Source organism: Actinomadura sp. NPDC048955 (genome assembly GCF_040649435.1).
In the GTDB taxonomy this organism is placed as follows: domain Bacteria; phylum Actinomycetota; class Actinomycetes; order Streptosporangiales; family Streptosporangiaceae; genus Spirillospora; species Spirillospora luteofluorescens.
On sequence record NZ_JBEZJI010000008.1, the window covers coordinates 34,512 to 45,931 of the forward strand.

Annotated in this window: 12 protein-coding genes; 3 read left to right on the top strand and 9 right to left on the bottom strand. The window is 74.0% G+C overall.

Features of this window, described 5'->3' with window-relative positions; genetic code table 11:
• The first annotated feature begins 78 nt into the window (after positions 1–78).
• Positions 79–1,482, top strand: coding sequence for an SPFH domain-containing protein (locus AB0C84_RS10750; protein WP_361063829.1), 1,404 nt, complete (start codon positions 79–81; stop codon positions 1,480–1,482).
• Here AB0C84_RS10750 and AB0C84_RS10755 read toward each other — a convergent pair.
• The 5 genes from AB0C84_RS10755 to AB0C84_RS10775 are packed head-to-tail and all read right to left on the bottom strand — an operon-like array spanning position 1,451 to position 5,321.
• Positions 1,451–2,647 carry a cytochrome P450 gene (locus AB0C84_RS10755; RefSeq protein ID WP_361063832.1) on the bottom strand — a complete coding sequence of 399 codons (1,197 nt, stop codon included), beginning with the start codon at positions 2,645–2,647 and terminating at the stop codon, positions 1,451–1,453. The two genes, AB0C84_RS10750 and AB0C84_RS10755, sit on opposite strands and share 32 nt — an antisense overlap.
• Complete coding sequence (locus tag AB0C84_RS10760; protein ID WP_179843621.1) at positions 2,644–3,240, bottom strand: ATP/GTP-binding protein; 597 nt, start codon at positions 3,238–3,240, stop codon at positions 2,644–2,646. Before AB0C84_RS10760 ends, AB0C84_RS10755 begins: the two co-directional genes overlap by 4 nt.
• Positions 3,218–3,574, bottom strand: a complete 357-nt coding sequence (locus AB0C84_RS10765) for a DUF742 domain-containing protein (protein ID WP_179843620.1) — start codon at positions 3,572–3,574, stop codon at positions 3,218–3,220. Before AB0C84_RS10765 ends, AB0C84_RS10760 begins: the two co-directional genes overlap by 23 nt.
• A complete protein-coding gene (locus AB0C84_RS10770) occupies positions 3,571–4,005 on the bottom strand; it encodes a roadblock/LC7 domain-containing protein (protein WP_246395877.1) in 435 nt (144 codons plus the stop codon). Before AB0C84_RS10770 ends, AB0C84_RS10765 begins: the two co-directional genes overlap by 4 nt.
• Positions 4,002–5,321 carry an ATP-binding protein gene (locus AB0C84_RS10775; RefSeq protein ID WP_361063837.1) on the bottom strand — a complete coding sequence of 440 codons (1,320 nt, stop codon included), beginning with the start codon at positions 5,319–5,321 and terminating at the stop codon, positions 4,002–4,004. Before AB0C84_RS10775 ends, AB0C84_RS10770 begins: the two co-directional genes overlap by 4 nt.
• A gap of 305 nt (positions 5,322–5,626) precedes the next feature.
• Here AB0C84_RS10775 and AB0C84_RS10780 point away from each other — a divergent pair, with 305 nt between their 5' ends.
• Entirely contained in the window at positions 5,627–6,448 is an 822-nt protein-coding gene (locus AB0C84_RS10780; RefSeq protein ID WP_258941538.1) for a helix-turn-helix domain-containing protein, read from the top strand.
• Between the two features lie 135 nt (positions 6,449–6,583).
• Entirely contained in the window at positions 6,584–7,612 is a 1,029-nt protein-coding gene (locus AB0C84_RS10785; protein ID WP_361063840.1) for a LysR family transcriptional regulator, read from the top strand.
• Here the strand turns inward: AB0C84_RS10785 and AB0C84_RS10790 are convergent.
• The 4 genes from AB0C84_RS10790 to AB0C84_RS10805 all read right to left on the bottom strand — a co-directional run bounded on the left by AB0C84_RS10790 (position 7,609) and on the right by AB0C84_RS10805 (position 11,264).
• Complete coding sequence (locus tag AB0C84_RS10790; RefSeq protein ID WP_361063843.1) at positions 7,609–8,403, bottom strand: hypothetical protein; 795 nt, start codon at positions 8,401–8,403, stop codon at positions 7,609–7,611. The two genes, AB0C84_RS10785 and AB0C84_RS10790, sit on opposite strands and share 4 nt — an antisense overlap.
• 1 nt (position 8,404) lies before the next feature.
• On the bottom strand, positions 8,405–8,977 hold the full coding sequence (locus tag AB0C84_RS10795; RefSeq protein ID WP_361063846.1) for a papain-like cysteine protease family protein: 573 nt from the start codon (positions 8,975–8,977) through the stop codon (positions 8,405–8,407).
• 398 nt (positions 8,978–9,375) lie between these two features.
• Positions 9,376–10,611: a HAMP domain-containing sensor histidine kinase gene (locus AB0C84_RS10800; RefSeq protein ID WP_361063849.1), complete on the bottom strand. Its 1,236-nt coding sequence runs from the start codon at positions 10,609–10,611 to the stop codon at positions 9,376–9,378.
• Entirely contained in the window at positions 10,608–11,264 is a 657-nt protein-coding gene (locus AB0C84_RS10805) for a response regulator transcription factor (RefSeq protein WP_361063852.1), read from the bottom strand. Before AB0C84_RS10805 ends, AB0C84_RS10800 begins: the two co-directional genes overlap by 4 nt.
• Between the last annotated feature and the right edge of the window lie 156 nt (positions 11,265–11,420).

Sequence of the window (11,420 nt, forward strand, 5' to 3'; positions counted from 1 at the left end):
ACCACGACCGCAAATACGCACACATCCAAGCAAAAGGTTCATTAATGTGTCGGCCACACCGAATTCCGGGGGAGCGAGATGAGCGCCTCAGACCAGGGCAACAGTTATCTGGACAAAGTCGTCGCGCAGCAGGCGGTGCTGGAGGACGACCTGAAGGCCAAGCGCCGCCCACCGCCGCCCCCCGGCGCGGTCGGCGCGGCCCCGGCGCCGGGACCGCTGGCCAAGCGCGACCGCGCGCTCGGCGGCACGGCGCCCGCCGACCGTCCCGGCCCGGGGCCCGTGGACGTCCGGGTCAGCGGGTTCTGGCGGTGGAAGAACGTGCTCGTCCCGCCGAACGCGTTCGTCGTGCACACCCGGCGCGGCCGCGAAGAGCCGCTGCACATCGGCCTCGGGGTGTCGTTCCGGTTCAACCCGTCCACCGACTCCTTCCTCGTGGTGCCGGGCGCGACGCAGACGATCCTGATCAACGCGTACTGCATCTGCCGGGAGCTGCAGGGCGTGCTCGTCCAGGGCTACGTGCAGTGGATCATCCAGGACTTCGGCACCGCCTACCGCAAGCTCGACTTCGGCGGCGACGACCCGATGCGGCTGGTGAACCTCCAGCTCCGCGAGCAGGCCGAGGCGGCGATCAAGGACAAGGTCGCCACGATGGGGGTGCGCGACGTCCTCAGCGACAAGCAGCCGATCATCGAGGAGCTGACGGCCCGGCTGCGCGCGGTCGCCGAGGGCGAGGACAACAGCGACCAGGGGCTCGGCCTGCGGATCGTCACGGTGCAGATCAAGGAGGCCGTGGTCAGCTCGTCGCGGCTCTGGGAGAACCTGCAGAAGCCCTACCGCGCCGAGCAGGGGCAGATCGCGCGGCTGGCGGAGCTGGAGGCCGAGGAGGCCGTCGCGCAGCGGGAGATGGCCGCCGCGCGGATCAAGGAGACGCAGCGGCTGGAGCACGAGCGCGAGCTCGCCGAGCTGCGCGCCCGCAACGAGTCGCAGCTGTTCGACACCGAGGCGGCCGAGAAGCTGCGCCGCACCCGGCGCGAGCACGACGACTCCCGCGAGTTCGCCGAGCTCCAGACCGAGACGACGCGGCACGCGCTGCGGATGGAGCGCGAGCGGCACGAGGAGGAGGCCGAGACGGGGCGGCTGCGCATCGAGCGCGACCACGAGCTGGCCCGGCTGCGCGCCGAGGGCGAGACCGCCGTCGCCGGACTGCGGGCCCGGTCGCGGCACGAGCAGGCGCTGCTCGACCTGGAGCGGGACGCCGCCCGCGCCGCGCTGGAGAACGAGCGGACGCCCGCGGCCGTCCAGGCGCGGCTCATCGCGGCGCTGCCGGAGATCATGGCGAAGCTGCCCAAGCCGGACGAGCTGCGCACCGTCACCGTCAACGGCGTCGACCAGACCGGCGTGGCCGGTCTGGTCACGCAGCTCGCCGCCGTCGTCGGCGCGCTGCGCGCCGCTACGGAAGGACCTGGTCCGGAGGGAAGGTGACCGGGAGGGCGGTCAGGGCCCGGTGGAACGGGCCCGGCCGCCACTCCAGGTGCTCCGCGGGGACGGCCAGCTCCACGTCGGGGATCCGGTCGAGGAGCTTCTCGATCGCGACGGACGCGATGAGCCGGGAGTGGCTCCTCGCCGGGCAGGTGTGCGGGCCGCCCGCGTAGGACAGGTGGGCGCGGTTGCCCCGGCGGTCGGCGATCCCCCGGGACGGGTCGGTGTTCGCGGCGGCGTAGCTGAGCAGGACGGGCTGGTGCGCGGGCAGCCGGTACCCGTGGAAGTCGATGTCCTGGCGGGGGAAGGTCGTCCCGTAGTTGGCCATCGGGGGGTCGGTCCAGAGGATCTCGTCGAGCGCGTCCTCGACGGGCAGGGCGCCCCCGGACAGGTCGCCGCCGAAACGGTCGTCGGACAGCAGCAGCAGGATGCCGTTGGCGATGAGGTTCAGCTCCGGCTGGGTCCCGGCCCCCATCAGCAGGATGACCTGGTGGATCGTCTCCAGGTCGTCGAGCCCGGCGGGGTGGCTCAGCATCCAGGACGTCACGTCCGCGCCCGGATCGGCGCGCTTGCTCGCGACCAGCTCGCCGGCCGCCTCCCCGAGCAGCGCGTTGCCCTCCTCGGCGGAGACGGTGTCGAAGATCGCGTTCATGCCGCGCAGGAGCTTGTCGCCGATCTCGGGCGGGCAGCCGAGGAGCTCGTTGAACACCAGCAGCGGCACCATGCGCGCGTACTGGCCGATGAGGTCGGCCTTGCCGTCGCCGGAGAACCGGTCGATGAGGGTGTCGGCGCCGCGCTCGACGTACTCGCGCAGCGACACCGGATCGACCCGGTCCAGGCTGTCGACGATGACCGACCGCAGGCGGGCGTGCACGGTCCCGTTGGTGAACAGGGCGTTGGGCCGCGACATCATCATCGGCAGCACCGGGCACTCTGGGCCGACCTCCTCCTCCCACACCTCGCTGCAGCGCGGGAACGTGGCCGGGTCGCGCAGGATCTCCAGCGCGGCGTCGTAGCCGAGGACGAGCGTCGCCGGCACGCCGGGCGCCAGCTCGACGGGCGCGAGGTCGCCGTGCTCGCGCATCCGCGCGTAGGCGGCCTGCGGGTCCTTGGCGAACTCCGGGCCGTACAGCGGGATGCGCTCGGGCGCCGTGCGGTCGATGGTCATGGCTGCTCCCCGTCCAGGGTGAGGAGGTGGTCGACGAGCGAGATGAGCGCCTCGGTGGAGGAGACGCGGTCGCGGGCGTCGCAGCTGACGAGCGGGGTCGACGCCGCGAGGTCGAGGGCCTCGCGCACCTCCGCCTCGGGGAACCGCGGCGCGCCCTCGAAGTGGTTGACGGCGACCGCGTACGGCAGGCCCTGCTTCTCCACGATGTCCATGACGGCGAACGACTCCTGGAGGCGCGCGGTGTCGACCAGGATCAGCGCGCCGAGGGCGCCGCGCGCGAGGTCGTCCCACAACCGGGTGAAGCGCTGCTGCCCTGGCGCCCCGAACAGGTACAGCACGAGGTCGTCGCTGAGGGTGAGGCGGCCGAAGTCCATCGCGACGGTCGTGGTCGTCTTGTCCTTGATGCCGGCGAGGTCGTCCACGGACGCCCCGGCCTGCGTCATCCGCTCCTCGGTGCGCAGCGGGCGGATCTCCGAGAGCGTCCCGACGTAGGTGGTCTTGCCGACCGCGAAGTGCCCCACGATGAGGATCTTGACGGCGGTCCGGACGCTCTCGCGCAGGTAGGGGGTGTCAGAGGCGAGCGCGGAGTCCATCGAGCACCTCCTGTAGGAGCCGGGCCTTGGACTGCTGGGCGGCGGGCGCGGCGGCCCGGGTGGCGAGGTGGCCGCTGTCGACGAGGTCGGACAGCAGCACCTTGGTGAGCCCGACGGGCAGGCTCAGGTGACCGGAGATCTCGACGACCGACAGCGCGCCGCCGCGGCACAGTTCGACGATGCGGAGCTTCTCCGGGGACAGGCCGGTGCGCGGCAGGTCGCCGGTCGCGGTCACCAGGGTGACGAGGTCGAACACGTTGCGGGTGGGGTGGGCCCGCCCGCCGGTGACGACGTGCGGGCGGACCAGCGCCCTCCTGCTGCGGCGCGGGGTCATGCGGGACGGCCCGCGCCCGGCCGCGGCGGGGTGGTCAACTCCTTGCCCAGCCGCTGCACGAGCTCCTGGAGCCGGAACGACACGGTCTCCATGTCGACGTGCTGCGTCGCCGACACCGCCAGGTAGGCGCCGGGGCCGGCGGCGACGAGGAAGACGTACCCGTCGTCGAACTCGTTCACGGTCTGCCGCCAGGTCGTGCCGGCGTCCCCGCAGAACTCGGCGGTGCTGCGGGCGAGCGACTGCAGGCCCGCCATGCCCGCGGCCTGCCGTTCCGCCTCGTCCACGTTGATGCGCTCGGAGTGCGCCATGAGCAGCCCGTCGGCCGACAGCAGGATCGCGTAGCGGGTCTCCGGCATCCGCAGCGCGTCGTCCAGCATCCAGCCGAGCCGGTTCGTACCGTCGTCCATCGCGCCGTTCCATCCCTCGTTCATGGCCGCAGGTCCTTGCTCTCGATACCGGGGCCCTCGCCGTCGGACGGCGTCGCGGCGCGGCCGGACCGCGTCCCGCGCTGCCAGGCGCCGAGGCCCGCGGCGGTCTCCCGGGCCGGCCTGAGCGGCGGCGGCTGCGCCCCCGCGTCCGGCTCGGCGGGCGGCTCGTGTTCCCCGGTGGGACGTTCGGCGACCGCGACGCGGGTGCGTTTCGGAAGGCCGCCCGGGGTGGCGGGGAGGTCGGTCGGGGCGGCGGGCGCGGGGCTCTCCGCGACCGGGCCGGACGCGGCGGACGGTTCGGGCGCACGCTCGCCCGGCACGTCGGTGAGCAGCGTGGACGGTACGAACACGACGGCGCGCACGCCGCCGTAGGGGGAGCGGGTGTCGACCGACACCCGGAAGCCGTACCGCGCGGCGAGGACGCCTGCCACCGCGAACCCGACGCGGGGCGGGTCGCCGAGCCGGTGGATGTCGACGGAGGCGTCGCCGGACAGCAGGTCGGCGGCGCGCTGGAGCTCCTCGGCGTCCATCGCGACCCCGGCATCGTCGATCATGATGGCGACGCCGTTGTGCGTGGACTGGAAGTTGACCTCGACGGTGGTGTCGGGGCGCGAGTGCCGTGCCGCGTTGTCCAGCAGCTCGGCCAGGGTCAGCACGATCGGTTCCACGGCCCGGCTGGTCACCGCGGCGTTCACCGGCCCCTGCATGTTGACCCGCAGGTAGTCGCGGATGCGGGAGGTCGCGCCGCGCACCACGTCGCTCATCGACGACGCCGAGCGCTGCTGGCCCGGCCACGACCCGCACAGCACGGCGGTGGCCTGGGCGCGCCGTCCGAGCTGGGCGTTCATGTGGTCGACGCGGAGCAGGCCCTCCAGCACGTCCGGGTCGTCATGGCGCTCCTGCATGTCGGAGATGGCGAGCTGCTGCTCGTTGGCGAGGCTCTGCACGGCGCGCATCATCGCGCGCAGCGTCGACTTGGCCGACAGGTCGGCCCGTTCCCGGACGCGCGCGGCGGATCCCGCGAACAGCTCGGTGACGGTACGCATCGCCTGCCCGAAGGCGGGCGCCTCGCGGTCCAGGTCGTGCAGCGGGCCGGTGACGCGCACGCCGGGGTTGTGCAGGGACTCCATGAGCTCGGGCAGCCGGACGTCCGCGAGGTGCCGCAGCTCTCTCTCGCGCAGGTCGAGCCCGCGGGCCAGGACGGCGTTCTGCGCGCGGAGGTCGGCCGTCTCCCGCCGCTGGCGTGCCAGGAGGGCGGCGGCCGCGATGCCGGCGCCCGCCACGACGACGAGCGCCGCCGCCAAGAGGAATGGCTCCATCAGATCCTCGGTGCAGGGGTCTTCGGGCGAGGTGGGCCGGGCCGGTGTCGGCGACACCCGGCGGACCGCCTCATGGCTGGTGGGGACGGCGTGGATACGCCGCAGTTTCGGCACCGTAGGACGGGTGAGCGGGAGCGCGCTTGTGCCCGCGCGCAGAGAAGTTGCCGCCGGGCGCATCGCAAGATCACCCACCGTCTGAATCACGTTACTTTCCGATGGATCCGGCTGATTCGTCGGACGGTGATCTACTACGCTCGCCCGCAAGTGATCTAGGGCGGGGGGCGGAGGGGCCTGCGTTGGACGACGTGCTCGGCGGGCCGTCCGGACCGCGCGGCGCCGAGTACCGGCTCGTGCTGTACCTGTCGGACCGGGCGGAGTTCGTCCGCACCCCCGGGCAGGCGCGCCGCGACCGCGGCTACCGGTTCCTGCTCCCGCTGCACGGCGAGATGCTCATGGTGCAGGACGGCCGCGAGGCGCGGCTGCGCCCCGGCACCGGCGGCCTCATCGCGCCCGCGGCGCCGTTCCGGGTCGTCCAGCCGAGCCCGGCCCGCGCGCTGGTCATGACGATCCCGGCCCGCGAGATGGACGGCCGGCTGGGCGGCCCCGCCCTCCCGGTGACCGGCCTGGACCTGTCCGCGGGCCTCGGCCGCGTCGTCGCTGACATGGTGCGGGCCGTCGGCGAGGAGCGGCGCAGCCTCAGCGGGCCGCAGTTCGACGCCGCCTGCGAGCGGATCACCGAGCTGCTGTGCCTGCTGCTCGCCGGGCAGGAGCGCCCGCCCGCGCCCGGCCACCTCGCCGAGGTGGAGGCGGTCGTGCGCCGCTACGTCCGCGAGCACGCCACCGACCCCGGGCTCACCGGCGCCGCGATGGCGCAGGACCTCGGCTGGTCGCTGCGGCAGGTGCAGCTCGCGCTGCAGCGCGCCGGGACCACCCCCCGCGAGCTGATCCGCGAGGAGCGGCTCCGGCTCGTCCGCGACCGGCTGCGCAACCCCCTCGACCGGCACGTCACCATCACCGACCTCGCGCACGCCACCGGGTTCTCCTCGGCCAGCGCGCTCAGCCACGCGTTCCGGCAGCGGTTCGGCGTCAGCCCGCGCGAGCTGCGGCGGCACGGCGCCGCCCGGTGACGTGGTCCGGGCGCTCTGGCACGGATTTCCACTTTGCCCGGACCGATACCGGGTTACGATGCGGCTGAATTCACCGGACGGGGCGTACAGACGGTCAGGAGCGCGCCCGTGGACCTCGGCCCCCACCACCTCAGGATGATCGAGGCTATCGCCGCGACCGGCAGCATCAGCAAGGCCGCCGCGCGGCTCGGCCTCACCCAGCCCGCCGTCAGCACCATGCTGCGCCGGGTCGAGGGCCACCTCGGCGTGCAGCTGTTCGTCCGCTCCCCGGAGGGCGTCACGCCGACGCCGGTCGGCGCCGAGGTCGCCACCCGCGCGCGGGCCGCGCTGGCCAGCATCGACGACCTGAACGCGGCGCTCGCGAACCGGCTCCGCGAACCGGCCGCCATGCCGCTGCTGCGGGTCGGGGTGCAGGCGTGCCCGGTGCTCACGCGGCTCAGCGACCATCTCGGCTCGCTGTCCCCGGAGGCGCGGCTGCACCTGCGCGTCGACCCCGGCGGCGGGCGCATCCCCGCGCTGCTCGGCTCCGGCACCCTTGACATCGGGCTGTTCCAGGAGCCCGTCGACCATCCGCCGCGGCCGCACGACGGCCTGGAGCGGTTCGTGCTCGTCGAGTGCGAGCCGGCCCTCGTCGGGATGTCCTGCTCCAGCCCCCTCGCCACCGGCGCGACCGTCGACCTGGCCGATCTCGCCGACCACGACTGGATCGACGACCCGCTCGACGACGGCCCCTGGCCCGCCTACCTGCGCGGCGTGTGCGCCGAGGCCGGGTTCCAGCCGCGGGTCAGGTACTGGGCGACGGACTGGCAGATCTCGGCCTCGCTCATCCGGTCCGGGCGCGCCGTCGGCATCTACCAGCCGACCGCGGCCCCCCGCGAGGGGGTCGCGTTCCGCCGGATCACCGGCGACCCGCTCGGCCAGCGGGTCGTCCTGATGTGGCGACCCGGGGCCGAGCGGGCGGCGGCCCGGCTGCGCGGCGTCTTCGACGCCGTCTACCTCGACCTCGTCCGGGCCCAGCGCGTCTACGGCGACTGGTGGGACGAGCATCCCGAGGCGCACCCGGCGCTGCCCGTCCCCGCGGGCCCGGCGGCGGACGCGGGGACGGGCGCCGGTACGGGTCCCGGGGAGGGGGGCGGTTCCCGGAACCCGAGGGAGGGCGGCTAGTAGCTGCCCTGGCGGCGGCGCCGCACGAGTGCGGCGCCCGCGGCGGTCACCGCACCGCCCGCGCCCAGTGCCAGCAGAGCGGGCGCCGGGCCCCTGTCCGGCGCCGGATCGCTGACGCCGGTCGCGGGCGAGAAGCCGCCGAGCTTCCCGGACCGCTGGTAGGCGGTGCCCGGGAGTTTGTCGGCGTACCGGGAGCGCACGAGCCTCCGGTACGCCGCCACCGTGACGCCGGTCCTGCCGACCGACGACGCGGCGGTGTCGTTGAGCGCGGTGACCCGGCCGTCCTTCAGCCGGTACCACGCGTGGATCTGCGGCTCGGTGAACACCGTCCCGCCCCGGGCCCGCGCCGGGTAGACCGCCTCCTCCGTCCCGGAGATGACGTTCATGACCTGCCAGCCCGCGCCGGACCGGGTCAGCCATACCGTCGCGTGCTGCCCGCTCGCCGACGCCGCGCCGACCGCCATGTAGGCGAAGGTCGCGACGGGTGCGCCGCCGTCGCCCTTCACGAACGCCGGGTTCAGCGAGTAGACCCGCTGGACGGACCCTTCCAGGCGCGGGGCCTTCGCCTGCGCGGCGGCCTTCGGCACGGCCTGGGTCACGAGCTGCCCGCGCTGGTGCTGGTCGAGGTGGACGAAGAACGCGCCGAGCCGCTGCCGGGCGGCGGGCGACGCGGCGGCCTTCGCGGCGGCGGCCTCGTCGGAGGACGGTCCGGCGGCCAGCGCCGCGGTGCCGCCCATCAGGACGGTCCCCGCGATCAGGGACCCGGCCGCGAGTCTCGCAGTCGTGCGCATGTCAGCCTCCGATCCTGGACAGGGCCTGGCCCCAGCGGAACTGGTAGTTGCTGACGTAGCTGCTGTACGCCATCTCCCCGTACCGGGGGCTGGAGGGCCACGGGTCGCCGTAGGAGACCGTCTGGCCGGAGTAGCCGTAGATGACCTGCGCGTGGCCGCCGCCGGCCGTCCAGTAGATGCCGGTGAGGATCGGCCGCTGGCCGTTGATCTCGGTCGTGACCGCCTGGTACGACAGGGGGCCGCTGACCTGGCCGGGGGACACGCCGAGCGCCTGGAACGCGCGCTGGTCGTACTCCAGGTAGCCGGCCTGGTTGGGGCAGGAGCTGCCGCGCGGGTAGCCGCGCCCGAGGGCGCAGAAGTCGTTCTGGCTGACGTTGCCCTTGCCGAAGAACTTGGCGATCGTCAGGCCGCTGGCGACCCAGCACCATTGGTCCTGCTGCTGCACCTGCTGCGTGATCGGCAGGTCCTGCGCCGAGGCGGTGCCGGTGGACGCCGCGAGGGTGGCCGCCGCCACCCCGGCGAGTCCGGCGGCGAGCCGCCGGCGTGCCCGGGCGGGTCGGGTACGCGTTCTCATGCACTTCCGCCTTTTCTCCCGGCGAGGCAGTACCGCCTCTCGCGAGGGAGCGGAGCGATTCCCGTCCGGTGCCGGGGGAGAGTCCGGGCGGGGAGGCCGCGAGAGGCCGGAGGAACGCGATAAAAGTCTCATTCGCGCTCTGAACCGGGTAATGCCAGCAGGACATAACAAACCGCTATGGCCCGAATGAACTCGGCTTTCTCCCCCGAAAGCGCGTCTAGGGCCTGTCTCGAAGGGGCCTCGGCCACGCGCGCGAACGCGTGACCTGGCCGGTGGAGCGAGGCCGGAGGCGAGCGGAGCCGGGCAGATCGCGGAGCGATGCCGCGTTCGCCCAGGCTCGGTCACGTAGCGAGCCGCCAGGCGAGCGAAGTGGGCCGGGACTTTGAAACACAGCGTGCTTAGGTGCGGGTGGCGAGTGGGCCGGGGCGGGGGGCGGTCTCGGGGTCCGGGTCCGCGGAGGGGAGGGCGACGGTGACGGTGAGGCCGCCTTCCCGGCGGGGGGCGGCGGTCACGGTGCCGTTGTGGGCGCGGACGATGGACTGGACGATGGAGAGGCCGAGACCGGCGCCCTTGGCGGTGACGAGGCGGTCGCCGTCGAGCCGGCGGAAGGGCTCGAAGAGGGCCGGGATCTCGTAGGGCGGGACGGCGGGGCCGGAGTTGGCGACCTCCAGCACGGCGCGGCCGCCCTCGGTGCGGCAGGACAGGGAGACCCACCCGGAGCCGGTGTTGTGCCGCAGCCCGTTCTCCAGCAGGTTCTGCACGACGCGTTCCAGCAGGAGCGCGTCGCCCGCCGTCATGGCCTCGGCGGTGTCGGCCTCGACGGTGATGCCGGAACCGTCGGCTTCGAGCGCCGTCTGCGCGGTGACGTGGGCGACGACGTCCGCGAGGTCCACCGGCGCCCGGGTGGTGATCTCGTTCTCCGAGCGGGCGAGCAGGAGGAGGCCGGTGATGAGGCGCTCGTGCCGCGCGTTGATCTGCAGGAGGGTCTCGCCGAGCTGCCGGACGTCCGGGGACGCCGACTCGCGGTGCATCGCCACCTCCACCAGCGCGCGGCCGAGGGTGAGCGGGGTGCGCAGCTCGTGGGAGGCGTTCGCGACGAAGCGGCGCTGGCCGTCGAAGGAGCGGTCGAGGCGCTCGACCATCGTGTCGAAGGTGTCGGCGAGCTCCTTGACCTCGTCGCGGGGGCCCCGCAGCGCGATGCGCTCGTGCAGGCCCCGGTCGGCGGCGGGCGAGCCGGCGATGCGGCGGGCGGTCTCGGTGACGCGGTGCAGCGGCGACAGGACCTGGCCCGCGATCAGCCAGCCGAAGCCCGCCGCGGCGCCCCCGACGACCAGCAGCGCGATCGACCCCTGGGTGACCAGGGAGGTGACGGCGGCGTCGTGCAGCTCCTCGCGCTGGTCGCGTATCCAGCGGTCGGTGTCGGCCATCACCCTCGCCTGCGCCGCCTCCTGCGAGACCCCGGCCGGCGGCGCGGTGCCGGGGGCCGGGTTCAGCCGGGTGGCCAGCACTTTCGGCCCGGACCGCGAGAGCTGCTGGTCGAACAGGGCGTAGGTCGCGCCGAGCAGCACCACCCCGGCGGCGAGGAACAGACCGCCGTAGGTGAGGGTGAGCCGGGCGCGCAGCGACAGCCTCATGGGATCCGGTACCCCGCTCCTTTGACGGTCTCGACGACGGGTGGGTCGGCGAGCTTGCGGCGCAGCTTGAGGACGGTCAGTCGGACGGCGCCGGTGAACGGGTCGGCGTGCTCGTCCCACACCTTCTCCAGGAGCTGCTCGGCGGACACGACGGCTCCCTCGGCGCGCAGCAGCTCGGTGAGGACGGCGAACTCCTTGCGCGCGAGCGGCACGTAGCGGCCGTCCCGGAACACCTCGCGGCGCGCCGGGTCCAGGGTGATCCCGGCGCGGTGCAGCGTCGGCGGCGCGGCCGGGCGGCAGCGGCGGCCGAGCGCGTGCACGCGGGCGGCGAGCTCGGGGAACGCGAACGGCTTGGTCAGGTAGTCGTCGGCGCCGAGGCCGAGCCCGTCGACGCGGTCGGTGACCTCCGCGGCGGCGGTGAGCATCAGGACCCGCGCGGCGCCCCCGCCCCGGACGATCTCGCGGCACACGTCGTCGCCGTGGACGAGGGGCAGGTCGCGGTCCAGCACGACCACGTCGTAGTCGTTGACCGTGACCCGCTCCAGGGCGGCCGCGCCGTCGTGGGCCAGGTCGACGGCGTGCGCGTCGTCGCGCAGCCATTCGGCGATCGCGTCGGCCAGGAGCCGCTCGTCCTCTGCCACCAGCACTCTCATGAAGCCTCCTCCGAACGCCGATGGTGCCGGAGGCCGTGTTTCGTTTCCGTTAGTGAACGCCTCCCCCTGGAAACGCCCGGGAGCGGAAACGCGGGGGAAACGCGCCGCCGGGTTGCATCGCTCCTCGCCGGCCGGAACCGCTCCGGCCGGGAACGA

What these genes read in the sequence shown, in the direction of transcription:
- AB0C84_RS10750 (WP_361063829.1), top strand. Translation starts at nt 79, where the DNA reads ATGAGCGCCTCAGACCAGGGCAACAGTTATCTGGACAAAGTCGTCGCG.
- AB0C84_RS10790 (WP_361063843.1), bottom strand. Translation starts at nt 8,403, where the DNA reads ATGCGCACGACTGCGAGACTCGCGGCCGGGTCCCTGATCGCGGGGACC.
- AB0C84_RS10805 (WP_361063852.1), bottom strand. Translation starts at nt 11,264, where the DNA reads ATGAGAGTGCTGGTGGCAGAGGACGAGCGGCTCCTGGCCGACGCGATC.
- AB0C84_RS10795 (WP_361063846.1), bottom strand. Translation starts at nt 8,977, where the DNA reads ATGAGAACGCGTACCCGACCCGCCCGGGCACGCCGGCGGCTCGCCGCC.
- AB0C84_RS10765 (WP_179843620.1), bottom strand. Translation starts at nt 3,574, where the DNA reads ATGACCCCGCGCCGCAGCAGGAGGGCGCTGGTCCGCCCGCACGTCGTC.
- AB0C84_RS10800 (WP_361063849.1), bottom strand. Translation starts at nt 10,611, where the DNA reads ATGAGGCTGTCGCTGCGCGCCCGGCTCACCCTCACCTACGGCGGTCTG.
- AB0C84_RS10755 (WP_361063832.1), bottom strand. Translation starts at nt 2,647, where the DNA reads ATGACCATCGACCGCACGGCGCCCGAGCGCATCCCGCTGTACGGCCCG.
- AB0C84_RS10785 (WP_361063840.1), top strand. Translation starts at nt 6,584, where the DNA reads ATGATCGAGGCTATCGCCGCGACCGGCAGCATCAGCAAGGCCGCCGCG.
- AB0C84_RS10775 (WP_361063837.1), bottom strand. Translation starts at nt 5,321, where the DNA reads ATGGAGCCATTCCTCTTGGCGGCGGCGCTCGTCGTCGTGGCGGGCGCC.
- AB0C84_RS10760 (WP_179843621.1), bottom strand. Translation starts at nt 3,240, where the DNA reads ATGGACTCCGCGCTCGCCTCTGACACCCCCTACCTGCGCGAGAGCGTC.
- AB0C84_RS10770 (WP_246395877.1), bottom strand. Translation starts at nt 4,005, where the DNA reads ATGAACGAGGGATGGAACGGCGCGATGGACGACGGTACGAACCGGCTC.